This window comes from Flavobacterium sp. JLP (assembly GCF_015350755.1).
Lineage (GTDB): Bacteria > Bacteroidota > Bacteroidia > Flavobacteriales > Flavobacteriaceae > Flavobacterium.
In genome coordinates, this window is record NZ_JADKPS010000007.1 from 34,694 (window position 1) to 53,587 (window position 18,894).

Sequence of the window (18,894 nt, forward strand, 5' to 3'; positions counted from 1 at the left end):
TTACTTATAAAAAAAATAGTATTAAATTTTTTGAATTGAAATAATTTGAGAGCAGTAAAAAACCCGACAACTTTCGTCATCGGGTTTTATCTCTATTCTATTCTCTTTATTCTTTCTTCTAAAAATAAAAATCTAGTCGTTCAATTTCAAAACAGCCATAAAAGCTTCTTGCGGAATCTCAACGTTTCCTACTTGTCTCATACGTTTTTTACCTTTTTTCTGTTTTTCCAGCAATTTACGCTTACGCGAAATATCTCCCCCGTAACATTTTGCGGTAACGTCTTTACGAAGTGCTTTAATCGTTTCACGAGCGATAATTTTTGCTCCAATTGCAGCTTGAATCGGAATGTCAAATTGTTGTCTCGGAATCAATTCTCGTAATTTCTCGGTCATTTTTTTACCAATGTTGTAAGCGTTGTCTTCGTGAATCAAGGCTGAAAGTGCATCAACAGTCTGTGCATTCAAAAGAACATCCAGTTTTACCAATTTTGAAGTCCTCATTCCGATAGGAGAGTAATCAAAAGAGGCATAACCTTTAGAAACGGTTTTTAAACGATCATAAAAATCGAATACAATTTCGGCCAGAGGCATATCAAAATTCAATTCAACTCTTTCTGTAGTCAAATAAGTTTGATTTGTAATTTGACCACGTTTTTCAATACACAGGCTCATTACGTTTCCTACGAAATCAGCTTTTGTAATGATTGTGGCTTTAATATATGGTTCTTCAACTCTGTCTAAACGAGAAGGTTCAGGCAAGTCAGAAGGATTATTTACAACAAACGCAGTTTCAGGATCTTTTTTGGTATAAGCCAAATACGAAACGTTAGGAACTGTAGTAATTACAGTCATATCGAACTCACGCTCTAAACGTTCCTGGATAATTTCCATATGAAGCATTCCTAAGAAGCCGCAACGGAAACCAAAACCTAACGCTGCAGAACTTTCAGGTGTAAAAACCAGCGAAGCATCATTCAATTGCAATTTCTCCATAGAAGAACGCAAATCTTCATAATCTTCCGTATCAACAGGATAAATTCCGGCAAAAACCATTGGTTTTACATCCTCAAAACCTGTAATCATATTAGTTGTTGGCGTTTTGGCATCTGTCAATGTATCACCAACTTTTACTTCTTTTGCTTCTTTAATTCCAGAAATTAAATAACCAACATCTCCAACAGAAATTACATTTTTCGGAACTTGATTTAGTTTTAAAGTTCCAATTTCGTCAGCAAAGTATTCATTTCCAGTGGCCATGAATTTAATTTTCTGTCCTTTTTTAATTTCTCCGTTTACAACTCTAAAGATTACTTCAATTCCACGAAACGGGTTATAAACCGAGTCAAAAATTAAAGCCTGTAATGGTTCGTCTTTATTTCCTTTAGGAGCTGGGATTTTTTCGATAATGGCAGCTAAGATATTCTCAACACCAAAACCTGTTTTTCCAGATGCGTGAATAATATCTTCTAATTTACATCCTAATAAATCGATAATATCATCACTAACTTCTTCAGGGTTGGCACTTGGTAAATCAACTTTATTTAAAACCGGAATAATTTCCAGATCATTCTCAAGAGCTAAATATAAGTTCGAAATAGTCTGCGCCTGAATACTTTGTGCAGCATCAACAATCAAAAGCGCACCTTCGCAGGCTGCAATAGATCTTGAAACCTCGTATGAAAAGTCAACGTGACCAGGAGTGTCAATCAAATTTAAAATATATTCTTCACCTTTATAAGTGTATTCCATTTGTATGGCGTGACTTTTAATGGTAATTCCACGCTCGCGCTCCAGATCCATGTTGTCAAGCAATTGTGCTTTTTCTTCACGAGCTGTAACGGTTTGTGTAGCGCCCAATAAGCGGTCTGCCAGTGTACTTTTACCGTGGTCAATGTGTGCAATAATGCAAAAGTTACGTATCTTCTTCATTTTAATATATCAATTCTCTTAACGAGTTTTACTCTTTTCTGGGTATAAATTGCGCTATTGCAATTGCTTTAGTGCATGTTATTAAGGCGCAAAGATAGCGCAAAGTTTTGGATTCTGGAATGTTGAAGAGTGATAGTTAAATTCTGAAATTTAAAACGGCTTCTAAAACTCAAAATTAAAACCTTTTTCGGTCAGTTTTTTGTAAATATCGGGGTCAAATTTGTAGAGTTTTGCTGCTCTGTGCGAAACATCCTGCTGTTTTTCATCGAGCTCAACCAGTAATTTCATGTGCAGAATTTTTCTTCGGAAATTTGACTTGTCCAATTCAATTCCTAATATTTCTTCATAAAGATGCATTAGCTGCAATAAAGTAAATTTTTCTGGCAAAAGATTAAAACCAATTGGCGCTTGACGAACGCGATTTCGCAATTGCATTAAACTAAAGCCTAAAATTTCGTTATGATCAAATATTAAATCCGGAACATCATTGATTTTGTGCCATTTAGCTTCGATTACCGTTAAGCTGGCTTTAATATTATAATCTTCACGATTTACTAAAGTGTAATAGCCAATAGTAACTACTCTTCGTTCGCTTACACGATTTGGGTTCGTAAACGCTTTTAGTTGTTCTAAGTAAATATTATCTAGAGCGGTGAGTTCGTATAAAATTCGCTGTGCGGCGTCATCTGCACTTTCATCTTTTTTTAAGTATCCTCCCAAAAGTCCCCATTTTCCAATACTTTCTCCCTCGGCATGCTGTACTAAAAGTACTTCGAGGCTTGCTTTGTTAAATCCAAAAATAACGCAGTCAATCGTGATTCCGTCAACGGCTGGCTGTGGCATTTCTGCAGCTTTTTTGCTGTCTGGATTTAGCATATTTTTAGAAAGTGAAAATTTCATTATTGCTTACAGGCTGGGGTTAAAATTCAAAATTAAATCCTTTTTGTGTCAGTTTATTGTAGATCGCTGGGTCAAATCTGTATAGTTTTGCTGCACGGTGTGAAACATCCTGTTGTTTTTCGTCTAACGCAACTAATAACTTCATGTGCAGAATTTTTCTTCTAAAATTTGATTTGTCCATTTCGACGCCTAAAATTTCTTCATACAAATGCATCAATTGTAATAAAGTGAATTTTTCAGGCAAAAGATTAAAACCAAGCGGTGCTTGACGAACTCGATTCTGAAGATGTTTTAAGCTATAAGAAAGAATTTCATTATGATCATAAATTAAATCTGGAATAGTATTGATTCGATACCATTTAGCATCAGAAGCTGTAAAACCTGCTTTAATGTTATAATCTTCGCGTTTTACCAAGGCATAATATCCAATCGTAATAACGCGTCGAAGCGGGAAACGGTCTGGATCTCCAAACGCTTTTAACTGCTCCAGATAAATATTGTCAAGTCCTGTAAGTTCATTTAATAAACGGTGCGCAGCATTATCGGTGCTTTCTTTTTTATAAATCCAACCTCCCGGAAGTCCCCATTTTCCTTTACTGATTCCTTCTCCGTGCTGTACTAAAAGTACTTCTAAACTTCCTTTGTCAAAACCAAAAATAACACAGTCAATCGTGATCGCATTCATTGCGGTTTGCTCGCTTTTTAAAGCCGAATCGTCCTGTGCACTTTTAACCATTTGTTATCAAAATTTTGACAAATTAAATAAATAAAATGAATACTTGGTGTGATAAAACATTTATATTTTTTTTAACGAAATAATTTTCTGACAATCAGATACTTATCAAATTGTTGAAATTGACAACTTAAAATTAATTATCCTTAAATGATTGATTGTCAATTCTCTAAACTATTATTTTTTCAATATTTTTTATCTCAATTTAACGCAGTCTATTGAAATATCCATAATTATCATAGTTGTTTAATCGCAATAGCAAATTTTTTTGCCTAATATTTTGTTAATATGAAAAAATGTTTTACACTTGTAGTCAAATTAACCATAAGATAAATTCATTTTGACTATAACTTTTAAAATAGCAAATAATTCTTCACTTAAAAAAATAGGTCAGATACTGTTTTTGGAATTAAAAATGAAATCGTAGATGGAAATTTCAACTTGAAAAGGAAGACCGCTATTATAAAAATTAATTCGGATTTCAACAATTAGATTAAAAATAACTTAACTATAAATTTTAACCAATTCTTAATTATTATGAAAAGCAAATATTGTATTAAAACAACAATGCTTCCATTTTGTTTGGCGCTGTTGCTTAGCGTATTTATGATGCAGTCTGGTTTTGCTCAGGACCAGTCTAAATCAGTAAGTGGAAATGTAAAGTCGGCAGATGACGGTATGGGAGTTCCTGGTGCAACTGTTTTAGTACAGGGAACAAAAACGAGTACAGCAACTGATTTTGACGGAAATTTTAAAATAGAAGCAAAAACGGGCGATGTACTTGTATTTAGTTTTATGGGATATAAAACACAAAACATTACAGTTGGAACTCAAAAAACAATAACCGTTACGATGCAGGCTGAAACTGCTGAACTTAAAGAAATTGTTGTAATCGGATACGGAACACAAAAGAAAAAGGTAAATACAGCAGCAACTTCATTAGTTTCAGGTAAAGATATTCAGCAAGTAGCAAGTTTAGATGTTGTAAATGCTTTGCAAGGTCAGGCTTCTGGGGTTTCTGTTACTTCATCTTCAGGACAGCCAGGTGCTAATATGGTGGTAAATATTCGTGGAGCCGGAACTGCAGGAAACAGCGATCCGCTTTATGTAGTAGACGGTGTTGTAGTTGATAACGGAATCGGATATCTTGATCCTTCAGTTATCGAAAGGGTCGATGTTCTTAAAGATGCTTCTGCCGCCTCTATCTACGGAGCAAGAGCAGCAAACGGAGTTATTTTGGTTACAACCAAAAAAGGAAAAGACGGAAAAATGAATGTGTCATTCAATTCTTATACTGGTTTTCAGCAAGTTGCTAAAAAATTAGATTTGATGAATACCAAAGAATATACTACAATCATCAACGAAGCACGTGTTAATTCTGGATATACTCCATTATACACACCAGCTCAGGTTGCAGCATTGCCAAATCATGACTGGCAAGACGACTTGTTTAATGAAGGTGCAATGAAACAAAATCATTCACTTTTGATTACTGGCGGTGATAAAAAATCTACAATTGCTACTGGTTTGTCTTACTACGGACAAGAAGGTATGATTGGCGGCGTAAATAATCAGTCTCAATACGATCGTATTACTTTTAGTGTAAACTCAACTTCTGAAATTATTGAAAATCATTTGAAAATTGGTGAAAACTTCACTTTATCAAATATCAAAAGCAACGGAGTTGCTGATAAAGGAATTTACAGCAATGGTATCAGAAGCTTCTTAAATGCAGCTCCAGTTGATGCAGCTTACGATGCAAATGGAGATTTTGCTCATTCTATTATTTCTGCAGATGTCAGCAATCCGGTTGGATCATTGTATTACAACAACTTTAATCAAACAAAGGTAAATCGTTATGTTGGAAATATTTTTGCAGAATTGAAATTCGCAAAAGATTTTACTTTCAGAACTAGTTTTGGTGTTGATATGACAGACAGTAATTTCCGTTCATTCAGACCTGTTTATTCTCTTTCTTCAAATGATAATAACACGGTTTCAAGCGTTACTCAAAGTGGTACAAAAGCGATGGGATGGATTTTTGAAAATACGTTGCAATACAAATTCTCAATTAGCGACACACATAATTTTGATGTTTTAGTAGGAACTTCTGCTAAAAAGAATACTTCAGATTATATGAGCGGTACAGGTAGAAACTTGATTTTTGATGATTTTGAACATGCGTATTTAAGTAATGCGAAAGATCAAACTTCTAATACAGTAGCAGGAAATCGTACAGATTATGCAATTCAGTCTTACTTCGGACGTTTGCTTTACGATTATAATAACAAATACTTATTTTCTGCAACCGTTCGTAGAGACGGTTCTTCAGAATTTGGTCCAAATAACAAATATGCCATTTTCCCATCTTTCTCTGCAGGCTGGAATTTAGATAAAGAAGCATTCTTTAAAGAAAATGCAGTTTTAAATACATTTAAACTTAGAGCGAGCTGGGGACAAAACGGTAACGACCAGTTTGCTAGAAGATTTGCTTATATGTCTACGGTAAGTTCAACAGATAAAAGTTACCATTTTGGTACTGGAGATGAAACTTTGTTAGTAGGTTCTAGCCCTGATCAGCTTTCAGACCGTAACTTAAAATGGGAAACTTCAGAGCAGTTAGATTTCGGTTTTGATGCTGTTTTGTTCAAAAACTTTACTTTAACTTTTGATTACTACGATAAGAAAACAAAAGACTGGCTGGTTTTAGCTTCTATCCCAACTTATGCAGGAGCAACAGCACCTTATATTAATGGTGGTGATGTAAGCAATAAAGGATTTGAATTTGCACTTGGTTACCGCAAAAGTTTTGCAAAAGATTGGAATTTCGGAATTAATGCAAACCTTTCTGCAAACAAAAATGAAGTACTTCGAATTGCAAACAATGAAGGAATCATTCACGGAGAATCAAATGTATTGTTCCAAGGTTTAGATGAAATGAACCGTGTTGAGGTAGGAAAACCAATGGGTTATTTCTACGGATTAAAAACAGCGGGAATTTTCCAAAATGCAGCAGAAGTTCAAGCTGGCGTACAGCCAAATGCTTCGCCTGGAGATGTTCGTTTTGTTGATTTGAATGGAGACGGAAAAATCGATGCGAATGACAAAACTGAAATCGGAAATCCAAATCCAGATATTTCTTATGGTGTAAACATGGATCTTTCTTATAAAGCTTTTGATTTTTCTATCAATACTTACGGTGTTTCAGGAAGTCAAAACGTTTTCGGAATTCACGATGCAACTCGTGCCTACACAAATAATACAACAGAAGTTTTAAACAGATGGACTTCTGAAGGAACTTCTAATACGGTTCCAAGAGTAACTTACGGGACTGATCCTAACGGAAACTACACGAAATTTTCAGATTTATATGTTCAAGACGCTGATTTCTTCAGAATTAAGAATGCAACTATTGGATGTGATTTGACAAAATTAACAAACAAGTTAAGTTTCTTCAGCAAATTCAGATTGTATGTAGCAGGAAACAACATTTACACTTTTACAAAGTATAAAGGAATGGATCCAGAGATTGGTTTTGGAAACGTAAACCAAACTTGGGCAAAAGGAATTGATGTTGGATATTATCCACAGCCTAGAACATACATGATGGGTCTTAATGTTAACTTTTAATTTATGAAAACGATGAAACGATATATAAAATTATTTGCCCTTTCAAGCTTATTGGTTTTAGGAGCTTGTTCGGAAGATTTTTTGGAAAATGAACCATACACAGATAAAGTAACTGAAAATTTTTATAAAACGCCAGCGGATGCTTTTGAAGGATTAGTTGCTGTTTATGATGTATTACAGCGTGAGGCTTACGGCGGACCGCTTATTGTGAGCGAGCAGGCATCTGATGATTGCTTTGGAGGATTTGGTATTGCCGATCCAGCTGGAGATTTAGAGTGGGATCGCTTTTTATACACGATCGATAAAGATATGAATGCAAATATCTGGACTACTTCTTACTTAGGAATTTACAGAGCAAATATCTTATTAGAAAATTTAGATAAAGTAAATTGGGGAGCCAACACCGCTTTAAAAACACAATACGAAGCTGAAGCACGTTTTTTAAGAGCGCACTTTCATTTTCAGGCAACAAAAATGTTTGGCGATATTATTCCGCTTGACCATACGGTTACAACAAGCGAATTTGAATTGCCAAGAGCTACTGCTGATGTGACTTATGCGTTAATTGCAAATGATTTAAAATTTGCTGCTGATAACTTAGGTCCTGAAAATTATTCTCAAAAAGGAAATGCAAATTACGGTCGTATTACAAAATGGGCTGCTGAAGCCTATATCGCAAGAACATTTTTGTTTTACACAGATTATTACAAAAAAGCTGATTTAGCTGGTGTAATTACAAAAGCGCAGGCTGTAACTTATATTAACGATGCAGTAAGCAATAGCGGACACGGATTAGTGGCTGATTTTGCGAACCTTTGGCTTGCAGCTTCTTTTGAAAATTTTGCAGGAGAAGATAATACTGAAATGGTTTGGGCGGTTCGTTTTAACGGATCAGGAAAAGGAAACTGGGACTTACACGAAGGAAACCGTTTTCAGGTTAACATTGCACCGCGTGGTGGAGCTATCGGAAAATATGCAACCGGATGGGGAGGAGCAACTGTAAATCCAGATTTATATAATGCTTATGAAGCTGGAGATACTCGTAGAAATGCAACTATCATTAGCTATGCTGATGAAAACTTAAATTTTGATGCACAAGCAAGAGAACAACGCCAGTACACAGGATATTCTTGGAAAAAATATTGCCCAATTACCAATGCAGCTGGAACTGCAGTTGTTGAGGCTAATGGAGGAAACTTCCAAATTGATAATTACCAAGATTATGCAATTATTCGTTATGCAGATGTTTTATTAATGGCAGCCGAATTGAACTTAGGAACAAATGCGGGATTAGCGCAAGCAGATTTAGATAAAGTTCGTGACCGTGCTTTCAAAAACACAACGCACAGAATTGCGGTTTCAAAAGCAGCTATTTTGAATGAACGTCGTTTAGAATTAGCTCTTGAAGGACAACGTTATTTCGATTTGATCAGACAAGGAGTTGATGTTGCAAAAGCAGCAATCGATAACACAGATGCTGATTCTCAATTTAATGTGACTTTCAGAACTGAAACTTTAGGCTGGTTTCCATTGCCACAATCTCAAGTAATACTTTCTAATGGTACAATCAAACAAAATCCAGGTTGGTAATTAACTAAAAACAAATGATTATGAAACGTATACTATATATATTAATAGCTGCTGTAACCATCGGTTCGTTATTATTCTCATGCGAGGCTGTAGAAGATCGCGAGAGTTTGCCTGCGGTAACTTTAACGCCGTCGACACTTAAGTTTTCTGTAACTCAAAATGCCACAAATAAAAATCAAATTACTTTAAAAAGTGATGATCCAACTGTAATTCCATATTGGAAATATGTTGATGGAAACGGAAACGAATTAGGACATTCTAACAAAAGCAGTGACAATGTAGTTTTTCCTTTCGCAGGAAAATATACTGTTTATTTCACAGCATACACAAGAGGAGGTTCTGTAGATGCAGCTCCTGTAGAAGTATTGGTAGATAAAAATGATGCTACTTACTTTAATGATCCTAAATGGAACATGCTTACAAATGGGGTAACAGGTAAAACTTGGGTATTAGATTTTACAGATCCTGTTGGTTGGGCTGGTTTAGACTACCCAGCAGCGTCTGGAGATAACTGGAGCTGGCTTCCAGATTATGCAAGCAATTCATGGGTTATGGCAAATAAAAATTGGGGACAAATGTATTTCGACTTAAATGGCGGATACAATACAAATGTCACACAAACTGCAATTGCAAACGATACGCAAACTACAAAAAAAGGAACTTATACTTTTGATATTGCAAATAACAAACTAATCTTTAATGGTGGAGTTGAAATGCTTTACGGTGGCGATTATTATGGAGATGTAAGCAACTGGTATAGTGTAAAAGTAGTCGAATTGACTGCAACATCGTTAAGATTAGCCGTTATTAGAGATAAAAGCCGTACTGGCGAAGGTGTTTGTTTAATAGTGTTTCATTACAAACCAAAACCTTAAATTTACTTAAATATATAAAACTAACCGGTAGGTGATTGGTACAGTCGCTTACCGGTATGTTTATATTTGTTTTTCAAAAACTATAAATTATATCAAAATGAAGAATAAAGGAAAGTATTTAAGGAGCGGGCTGTCATTAGTAATGTTGGCAGGAATTATAATATTCAATTCTTGCAGTAAAAAAGAAGAAGCTTTCAGCAACCGAAAAGTTTCTTTTAATTCAGATTGGAGTTTTCACTTAAATGATAGTATTGCAGATAAAGATACTATTGGAGCATCAACAAAATGGAGAACTTTAAATGTTCCTCATGATTGGAGCATCGAAGGGAAATTTGATGAAAAAAGTCCTGCCGGATACGGAGGCGGAGCGCTTAACGGAGGTTTAGGCTGGTACAAAAAAACATTCAAAGTAAATGCCGCAGACAGCAGTAAAGTAACTTCAATCATTTTTGATGGCGTTTACAGAAATAGTGAAGTCTGGGTAAACGGACATTATTTAGGAAAACGTCCAAACGGATATATTGGTTTTCAATACCAAATTTCTCCATACTTAAATTACGGAGACAAAAACAATGAAATTATTGTAAAGGTTGACAATTCAAAACAACCTAATTCACGCTGGTATTCTGGTTCTGGAATTTTTAGAAATGTCTGGATCGAAACCACTGATAAATTGCATGTTGCACAATGGGGTACTTATGTAACAACTCCAAAAGTTACGGTTCAAAAAGCTTCGGTACAATTTGAAACTACTGTTCAAAATCAAAACGCAGCTTCAAAAAAAGCAACTGTAACCACAACTATTTATAAAGAAGATACAAAAGTAGCATCGGTTACTCAAGATATAACAATTGGTGCAAATGCCAATCAAACAATTAAGCAGCAAACAGAAGTTGAAACTCCTGTTTTATGGTCTGTTGAAAAACCAGAACTGTATACAGCAGTTACAGCAATTTCGGTTGATAATCAAATTATAGACGAATACAAAACTAATTTCGGGATCAGGGATTTTAAATTTGATTTAAACAAAGGTTTCCTTTTAAACGGAAAACAAGTTAAAATTAAGGGAGTTTGTATGCATCATGATTTAGGCCCGTTAGGTACTGCAATCAATACGCGCGCGATCGAAAGACAATTAGAAATCTTGAAAGAAATGGGTGTAAACGGAATCAGAACTTCTCACAATCCGCCCGCTCCAGAACTTTTAGATCTTTGCGATAAAATGGGTTTCATTGTCATGGATGAAGCATTCGATATGTGGAAACAATCTAAAACCAAATACGATTACGGAAATGATTGGGATAAATGGCACAAGAAAGATTTAATCGATCAATTGCTTCGCGACCGTAATCACCCGAGTATTTTTATGTGGAGTATTGGAAATGAAATTCCACAGCAGTGGGACGAAAGCGGTGTTATAATTGCCAAAGAATTGGCAGGCATTACACGTCAATACGATAAAACACGTCCGATAACGGCTGCCATGAATCCGCCAGTTAATATGAATCTTGATGGTATCGATTTGCAGTTTGATAAGGCAGCAGTTCAATACAATAAAATTGCAGCTTCTGGTGCTTTAGATATTATTGGTTATAATTACGCCCATCAAACGTATGAATATCATCAGAAGAATTTCCCAAAAACACCATTTATTGCTACTGAAACAACATCGGCTTTAGAAACTCGCGGTTATTACGACGAAAGTTCAGATTCGATTAAAAAATGGCCAGTAAGATGGGATCTTAAATTTACAGACGGAAATCCAGGAAACACTGTTTCTGCTTATGATCAGGTGCAGGCGCCTTGGGGTTCTACGCACGAAGCAACTTGGAAAATTATTAAAAAACACGATTATCTTTCTGGAATGTACATTTGGACCGGATTCGATTATATCGGAGAACCAACTCCTTATGAATGGCCATCAATCAGTTCTTATTTCGGAATTGTAGATTTAGCTGGTTTCCCGAAAGACGTTTATTATATGTACCAAAGCGAATGGACGAATAAAACAGTTTTGCATTTGTTTCCGCATTGGAATTGGAAAGCTGGACAAACCGTAGACGTTTGGGCTTATTACAATAATGCAGATGAGGTTGAACTTTTCTTAAACGGAAAATCAGTTGGAGTTCGCAGTAAAAAAGGAGAAGAGCTGCATGTAATTTGGAAAGTTCCTTTTCAAGCCGGAACATTAAAAGCGGTTTCTCGTAAAAACGGAAAAACAGTTTTAGAAACAGAAATCAAAACTGCTGGAAATCCATCAAACTTAAAATTGACAGCAGATAGAAGTACGATTAAAGCAGATGGAAATGATTTGTCGTTTGTAACAGTCGATATTTTAGATGCAAACGGAACTTTGGCTCCAAAAGCAAATAACGAAATTAACTTTTCTTTAAAAGGAAACGGAAAAATTGTGGGTGTTTGCAGCGGAGATCCGGTAAGTCACGAATCGTATAAAGGTTCAAAACATACTGCGCTTAACGGGAAATGTTTAGTAATTGTTCAGTCGGATACTAAATCAGGAAGATTAGAATTAACCGCTAAAGCGAATGGATTAAAACCTGCAACGATCGTAATTACAGCAGAATAATAATTTACACTCCTAACAGTGTTCCAAAACCTGTTAGGACAACTAATATATAGAATTATTTACCAATGAAAAACACACAACTAAAAGTATTGTTTTCCATCTTCATGTTTGGATTTCTTGTTATGCCAAAAGCATCAGCACAGATCCAGAACGCAGATGTATTAAACGCTCCAATAGATATCAGCAAAGATTTTCAAAACTATCTGAACACTTTTTATTTTGCTGATGAACTAGCATCTTTTGATCCGGCAACCGGAAAAGGCGCTATAAAATATTTGAGATACAATTATAAAACGCGTCAGGCTTTCAACAATATGATGATGAAGCCAGATGTGGAAAAGGCAAATGAATTCCCAACAACGGAATATGCAGAATCTCCTGTTTTGCCATTTGAAATTCAGTTTGTTTCAGATCGAACTATCCGAATCAAAACCACTTCGGGACCACAATTTCATCCAGAAAAAGAGTCTTTAATGCTGATTAACGGTGTTGCGCCAAATCATCCAGAATTATGGAAATATTCTAAAATTGAAGGCGGTCATAAATATACCAGCAAACATGGAGTTGTAGAGATTTTATCAAAACCTTGGCACGTAAAAATTTACGATGAAACAGGGAAATTGTTAACGAGTACACTTCACGATTCTGATTTTAAAAATACCTATACACCAACACTTCCGTTCTCGTATGTGCGCAGAAACAGCGATTATTCAAGAAGTATGGGCGCGGCTTTCAGTTTAGAGCCAGACGAAAAAATATTTGGCTGTGGAGAATCTTTCACTCAATTCAACAAACGCGGTCAAAAAGTAGTTTTATGGACAGATGATGCGAACGGAATTCAGAATGAAACAATGTACAAACCTGTTCCGTTTTATATGAGCAGCCGTGGTTACGGAGTTTTCATGCACCATTCAACGCCAATTACTATTGATTTTGGAAGATATTACGGAAGCGCAAACGAAATGTACATTGGAGATGATGAAGCCGATTTATTTTTCTTCATTGGTGAACCAAAAGATATTCTAGACCAATACACAGATTTAACCGGAAAAGCAGCAATGCCACCACTTTGGTCATTTGGTTTCTGGATGAGCCGTATTACGTATTTCTCTGAAAAAGAAGGACGTGAAGTAGCAAAAGATTTGCGTAAATATAAAATCCCAACAGATGTTATTCACTTTGATACAGGTTGGTTTGATGTAGATTGGAGAAACAATTATGAGTTTTCTAAAGATCGTTTTCCAGATGCTCAAAAAATGATGTCTGATTTAAAAGATGATGGTTTTCACGTGTGTTTATGGCAGTTGCCTTATTTCTCACCAAAGAATACATTATTCAACGAAATCATGGATAAAAATCTTGCAGTAAGAGACCGCAAAGGAAATCTTCCTTATGAAGATGCTGTTTTAGATTTCTCAAATCCTGAAACCGTAACTTGGTATCAATCAAAATTAAAGCATTTATTCGATCAAGGTGTTTCTGTTTTTAAAGTAGATTTTGGAGAAGCTGCACCACCGGATGGAATTTACCATTCAGGGCGTACCGGTTTTTACGAACACAATTTATATCCGTTAAGATACAATAAAGCTGTTGCTGAAATTACCCAAAAAGAAAAAGGATATACTTTAATCTGGGCGAGAAGTACTTGGGCAGGATCGCAACGCTACCCATTACATTGGGGCGGAGATGCTGAAACTACAAACGGTGCAATGTCGGCAGAATTAAGAGGCGGACTTTCATTAGGTTTAAGCGGTTTCAGTTTTTGGAGTCATGATGTGGGTGGATTTGCAACAAAATCGCCGGAGAATTTATACAGAAGATGGGCACCATTCGGAATGTTTACTTCGCACGTAAGAAGCCACGGCGAACCTCCGCGTGAACCTTGGTTGTACAGTAAAGATTTCTTGGAAGGATTTAGAAAAGCAGATAATATGCGTTACGAATTGATGCCTTATATCTACGCTCAAGCGAAAGAAAGTTCTCAAAAAGGATTGCCAATGATGCGTGCCTTATTTGTAGAATATCCAAACGATCCCGGAGCTTGGCTGGTTGATAATGAATATTTATTTGGTTCAAGCATTTTAGTTGCACCGCTTTTTGAAGAAGTGACAGAAAGAGATGTTTATCTTCCAGAAGGAACTTGGATTGATTATCAAACTAAAAAAGTATACCAATCAGGATGGCATAAAATTAAAGCAGGCGAAGTGCCAATTGTAGTTTTAGTAAAAGACGGAACGGCATTGCCTCATATCGCTTTGGCACAATCTACAAAAGATATGGATTGGAGTAAATTAACGCTAAAAGTATATGCAAGCGACAAAACAACTTCGGCGACAGCCAAAGTATTTTTACCAGAAGGCGACGCAGTTCAGGAAATAAAAGTGACAAAAAGTGGAAACAATTTTGAAGTAACACCAAACGCATTGACAGGAAAAACCACTTTTAAAACGGAGTGGGTTAAATAAAAAAATTAGTCACAGATTGCACAGATTAAAAGGATTAAAAATTTGCAAAATCTGCGAGAAAAATATTTAAACACATAGGAACATAGGTTTTTATTTGTGAATAAAAGAAGTTAGAAAGAAACTAGTTTCTCACACATAGTCTATGTTTGTTTAAACTAGTGGAACGCCTTTTTGAAGTTTCCAAAGAGCTATGATTCTATGTGTTTTAAAAAAAAATAGCCACAGATTAGCCAAATTAAAAAGATTGAAAAATCTGCTCGATCTGCCAAATCTGCGTGAGAATAAATACAGAATTTAAAGAAATCATTAAAATCCTTTAATCTGTGAGAAAAAAATAATCCCAACAGGATAAAAAATAAGTTAGTTTAAGTTGAGTCTTTTTAAATCGGATGAGATTTTCGCATCCGATTTATAAAAGACGAATTAAGAAAGAAAACATGAAAAAATATCTAGTTCTTCCAGCTGTATTATTGTCAATTACAATTGGTTACAGTCAGAAAAATAAAAATGCTTACGAATTGGCTTCGCCTAATGGGCAGAATAAAATAAAATTCGAATTAGTAAAAAACGCTCCCAAATATGCTGTTTCACACGGAAAAACCGAAGTGATTACACCATCGGATATGGGTTTTTTATTAAAGGGAAATGAAAATTTAAGCTCAGATTTCGAAATCAAAAGCGTAAAGAATTCAACATTTGATGAAACTTGGGAACAAGTTTGGGGAGAAAAGAAAAACATTAGAAATCACTACAATCAATTAGTAGTTGATTTACAGCAAAAAACTGGCAACAAACGAAAGCTGCAAATTCAATTTCGTGCTTTCGATGACGGAATCGCGTTTAGATATGTATATCCAAAACAAAATGTAAAAGACAGTATTTTCATTATGGATGAAAAAACGACTTTTAACTTAAAAGAAGATGGAAAAGCATGGTGGATTCCGGCAAACCGAGAAAACCGTGACGAATATCTTTTTAAAGATGCAGCAGTAAGTACTTTAGATACTGTTTTGACACCGCTTACAATTGAAAGCAAAAGCGGATTGGCCTTGAGTTTTCACGAAGCAAACTTGGTAGATTTTGCAAGTATGACTTTGGTAAACACACAAGGAACACAACTTAAATCAGATTTAGTGCCTTGGGCTGACGGAGTAAAAGTACGCGTAAAAGACACTTTTACCTCTTCTTGGAGAACGCTTCAAATTGGAGAAACCCCAGCAGATTTAATTACTTCTTATTTGATTTTAAATCTAAACGAACCAAATAAATTAAAAAACACAAGCTATTTTAAACCGTATAAATACTTCGGAATTTGGTGGGGAATGCATATCGGGAAATATACTTTTTGGGAAAGCGAAAAACAAGGCGCAACAACCAAACATGCAGAAGAATATATCGATTTCACGGCAAAAGAAGGATTTCACCATTTATTGATCGAAGGCTGGAACAAAGGCTGGACGCCGGCTTGGTATGAAAATCACATGCACATGTTCAGTTTCACCAAAAGTGCAGATAATTTTGATTTAGAAAAAGTAGTCGATTACGGAAATAAAAAAGGAGTAGCACTAATTGGATATCACGAAACAGGTTCTAACTTAATTAATTATTTAAAAGAAGTTGACGAAGGTTTTGCATTATATAAAAAATTAGGAATGCACTCGGTTAAAATTGGCCATGTGGGGTCTAAATTAAACATGAAAGAAAACCACTTCGGACAATTTGGGGTAAACTATTTCAGATATATTTTAGAAAAAGCAGCGCAATATGATTTAGCAGTTTTATATCACGAATCAATAAAAGACACCGGAGAGCGCAGAACTTTTCCAAATATGGTTTCTAGAGAAGCGGCAAGAGGACAGGAATACAACGCTTGGAGCGAAGGAAATCCGCCAAATCACTTAACAATTATTCCGTTTACAAGATTGCTTTCTGGACCAATGGATTTTACTCCGGGAATTTTTGATGTTGAGGTAAAACAAGGTTTTCCAGGAAAGAGAGTGCACGGAACGGCTGCACAGCAATTGGCTTTGTATGTAACAATTTATGCGCCAATCCAGATGATGGCCGATCTTCCTGAGAACTACGAAGGAAAACCAGCATTGCAATTCTTAAAAGATGTTCCAACAGATTGGGAAGATACTAAAGTATTAGAAGGATCAATTGGGCAATATATTACAACAGTTCGTAAAGACAGAAACAGTGCCGATTGGTATTTAGGAACTATTACAAATGAAAATGCAAGAGATGTAAATGTTTCTTTATCATTTTTAGACCCAAATGCAACTTACGAAGCACAGATTTATGCTGACGCAGAAGGAACTGATGAAACACATAATCCGTCTGCTATAGCAATTTCTAAGAAAACAGTTAAAGCGTCAGATTCATTAAAATTACATTTAGGCGGTGCTGGAGGAACAGCAATCAGATTTAAAAAATTGTAATTTATAGATTGTCAAACGCAAAGATTAGATTTTAAATATCCTAACAGGTTTCCAAAACATTTTAGGTATTAAATCAGAGACGTTAAAATTAATTTGAATATTGGATCGGTAAAACAATACCTAACAGGTTTCGAAAACCTGTTAGGAAATAAAAAAATCAGATGAAAAATTTTTCAGCAATACTATTTATTACAGTAATTCTAATCAATATTAATTTGTTTGGACAAAACAATAATGCTGAAAATCGAATCATAAAAGTTGATTATAAGAAAGAGGCAGGAAAATTAAACACCATGTTTAAAGAATGTATTGGCGCCGGAAGAGCCAATGAGGGTTTGCGCGCCGATTGGCAGCAGCAATTGGCAATGGTCAAAAAAGAATGTGATTTTAAATACATCAGAATGCATGGTTTATTGTCTGATGATATGGCCGTTTACAGAGAAGATTCAAAAGGAAATCCAGAATACAATTACCAATATATTGATGCTTTGTATGATTTTATTTTAAGCATAAAAATGAAACCTTTTGTAGAATTGGGTTTTATGCCATCGGCATTGGCCAGTGGAAGTCAGACGATTTTTTGGTGGAGAGGAAATGTTACGCCTCCAAAAGATTATAAAAAATGGGAAGATTTAATTCGCAATCTGACACAGCATTTTACAGAACGTTATGGAGCAGATGAAGTAAAAACTTGGTATTTTGAAGTTTGGAACGAGCCTAACTTATCTCCAGGTTTCTGGACGGGCACTCAGGATGAATATTTTAAATTATACGAGCACAGCGCACGCGCAATAAAAAGTGTAAATACTGCTTATAAAGTGGGCGGGCCAGCAACTGCCGGAGCAGCTTGGGTTCCGGAAACAATTGATTTTTGTGCAAAAAAGAATGTTGCGTTAGATTTTATTTCGACACATACTTATGGAGTAAAACAAGGGTTTTTAGATGAATTTGGAACAACAGGAACCGTTTTAAATAAAGATGAATCAAGTATCAGCGGTGATGTTATCAACTCACGTACACAGATTTCAAATTCGGCTAAGCCAAAATTAGAATTGCATTATACAGAATGGAGTTCATCTTATACACCAGCAGATCCTATTCACGACAGTTATCATTCAGCTGCTTATATTTTGCAAAAATTAAAACAAGTTGGCAATGCCGCAAACTCCATGTCATATTGGGTTTTTACTGATATTTTTGAAGAAGCTGGGCCACGATTCACGCCTTTTCATGGCGGATTCGGATTATTGAATACGCAGGGAATTAAAAAACCAGCTTATTTCTCTTATTATTTATTAAATAAATTAGGAGAAACAGAACTTCAAAACAAAGACACTTCTTCATGGGCTTCTAAAAATGCAAAAGGAGATGTTCAATTATTATTTTGGGATTTTACAAACACGCATCCAGGAGATTCTGTCAACAATCAAACCTATTATGTTCAGGATTTGCCATCAAAACCAAAGGGAAACATTAAAATTGAAGTTGAAGGTTTGGCAAAAGGCAATTATAAATTAGAAATCTACAAAGTTGGATATAAAATCAATGATGCTTTCGCAGATTATCTGGCAATGGGCAAACCAACTCAGCTGACAGCCAATCAAGTAAAAACGATCAAAGAAAAAAATAATGGTGATTTGCTTGCGACTGAAAAAGTAAGTATTGACTCAAAAGGCAAGTTTAGCAAAGATTTTAAGATTAATGAAAATGATGTTGTCTTTTTCAATTTTGTAAAACAATAAAC

General features: G+C 35.4%; 10 protein-coding genes. 7 read left to right on the forward strand and 3 right to left on the reverse strand.

What is annotated here, in order from left to right; translation table 11 throughout:
- Window positions 1-132: 132 nt before the first annotated feature.
- The 3 genes from lepA to IRZ83_RS15820 all read right to left on the reverse strand — a co-directional run bounded on the left by lepA (window position 133) and on the right by IRZ83_RS15820 (window position 3,565).
- On the reverse strand, window positions 133-1,929 hold the full coding sequence (gene lepA, locus IRZ83_RS15810) for a translation elongation factor 4 (protein ID WP_029270966.1): 1,797 nt from the start codon (window positions 1,927-1,929) through the stop codon (window positions 133-135).
- 162 nt (window positions 1,930-2,091) lie between these two features.
- Complete coding sequence (locus tag IRZ83_RS15815; RefSeq protein ID WP_410505349.1) at window positions 2,092-2,829, reverse strand: NUDIX hydrolase; 738 nt, start codon at window positions 2,827-2,829, stop codon at window positions 2,092-2,094.
- A gap of 19 nt (window positions 2,830-2,848) precedes the next feature.
- A complete protein-coding gene (locus tag IRZ83_RS15820) occupies window positions 2,849-3,565 on the reverse strand; it encodes an NUDIX hydrolase (RefSeq protein ID WP_194570195.1) in 717 nt (238 codons plus the stop codon).
- Between the two features lie 534 nt (window positions 3,566-4,099).
- Between IRZ83_RS15820 and IRZ83_RS15825 the strand changes: the two genes are divergently transcribed.
- The 7 genes from IRZ83_RS15825 (at window position 4,100) to IRZ83_RS15855 (ending at window position 18,892) form a co-directional block, all read left to right on the forward strand.
- Window positions 4,100-7,192 carry a SusC/RagA family TonB-linked outer membrane protein gene (locus IRZ83_RS15825; RefSeq protein WP_029270958.1) on the forward strand — a complete coding sequence of 1,031 codons (3,093 nt, stop codon included), beginning with the start codon at window positions 4,100-4,102 and terminating at the stop codon, window positions 7,190-7,192.
- Between the two features lie 12 nt (window positions 7,193-7,204).
- On the forward strand, window positions 7,205-8,782 hold the full coding sequence (locus IRZ83_RS15830) for a RagB/SusD family nutrient uptake outer membrane protein (RefSeq protein WP_194570197.1): 1,578 nt from the start codon (window positions 7,205-7,207) through the stop codon (window positions 8,780-8,782).
- 20 nt (window positions 8,783-8,802) lie between these two features.
- Window positions 8,803-9,657 (forward strand): hypothetical protein, encoded by an 855-nt coding sequence (locus tag IRZ83_RS15835; protein WP_029270954.1) that lies wholly within the window; start codon window positions 8,803-8,805, stop codon window positions 9,655-9,657.
- 97 nt (window positions 9,658-9,754) lie between these two features.
- Complete coding sequence (locus tag IRZ83_RS15840; protein WP_194570200.1) at window positions 9,755-12,244, forward strand: glycoside hydrolase family 2 TIM barrel-domain containing protein; 2,490 nt, start codon at window positions 9,755-9,757, stop codon at window positions 12,242-12,244.
- 65 nt (window positions 12,245-12,309) lie between these two features.
- Window positions 12,310-14,709, forward strand: coding sequence for an alpha-xylosidase (locus IRZ83_RS15845; protein WP_194570202.1), 2,400 nt, complete (start codon window positions 12,310-12,312; stop codon window positions 14,707-14,709).
- A 437-nt stretch (window positions 14,710-15,146) separates the two neighbouring features.
- Entirely contained in the window at window positions 15,147-17,150 is a 2,004-nt protein-coding gene (locus IRZ83_RS15850; protein ID WP_194570204.1) for a glycoside hydrolase family 97 protein, read from the forward strand.
- A gap of 161 nt (window positions 17,151-17,311) precedes the next feature.
- On the forward strand, window positions 17,312-18,892 hold the full coding sequence (locus IRZ83_RS15855) for a GH39 family glycosyl hydrolase (RefSeq protein ID WP_194570206.1): 1,581 nt from the start codon (window positions 17,312-17,314) through the stop codon (window positions 18,890-18,892).
- Window positions 18,893-18,894: the final 2 nt, after the last annotated feature.

What these genes read in the sequence shown, in the direction of transcription:
- lepA (WP_029270966.1), bottom strand. Translation starts at nt 1,929, where the DNA reads ATGAAGAAGATACGTAACTTTTGCATTATTGCACACATTGACCACGGT.
- IRZ83_RS15840 (WP_194570200.1), top strand. Translation starts at nt 9,755, where the DNA reads ATGAAGAATAAAGGAAAGTATTTAAGGAGCGGGCTGTCATTAGTAATG.
- IRZ83_RS15855 (WP_194570206.1), top strand. Translation starts at nt 17,312, where the DNA reads ATGAAAAATTTTTCAGCAATACTATTTATTACAGTAATTCTAATCAAT.
- IRZ83_RS15820 (WP_194570195.1), bottom strand. Translation starts at nt 3,565, where the DNA reads ATGGTTAAAAGTGCACAGGACGATTCGGCTTTAAAAAGCGAGCAAACC.
- IRZ83_RS15815 (WP_410505349.1), bottom strand. Translation starts at nt 2,829, where the DNA reads ATGAAATTTTCACTTTCTAAAAATATGCTAAATCCAGACAGCAAAAAA.
- IRZ83_RS15835 (WP_029270954.1), top strand. Translation starts at nt 8,803, where the DNA reads ATGAAACGTATACTATATATATTAATAGCTGCTGTAACCATCGGTTCG.
- IRZ83_RS15850 (WP_194570204.1), top strand. Translation starts at nt 15,147, where the DNA reads ATGAAAAAATATCTAGTTCTTCCAGCTGTATTATTGTCAATTACAATT.
- IRZ83_RS15845 (WP_194570202.1), top strand. Translation starts at nt 12,310, where the DNA reads ATGAAAAACACACAACTAAAAGTATTGTTTTCCATCTTCATGTTTGGA.
- IRZ83_RS15825 (WP_029270958.1), top strand. Translation starts at nt 4,100, where the DNA reads ATGAAAAGCAAATATTGTATTAAAACAACAATGCTTCCATTTTGTTTG.
- IRZ83_RS15830 (WP_194570197.1), top strand. Translation starts at nt 7,205, where the DNA reads ATGAAACGATATATAAAATTATTTGCCCTTTCAAGCTTATTGGTTTTA.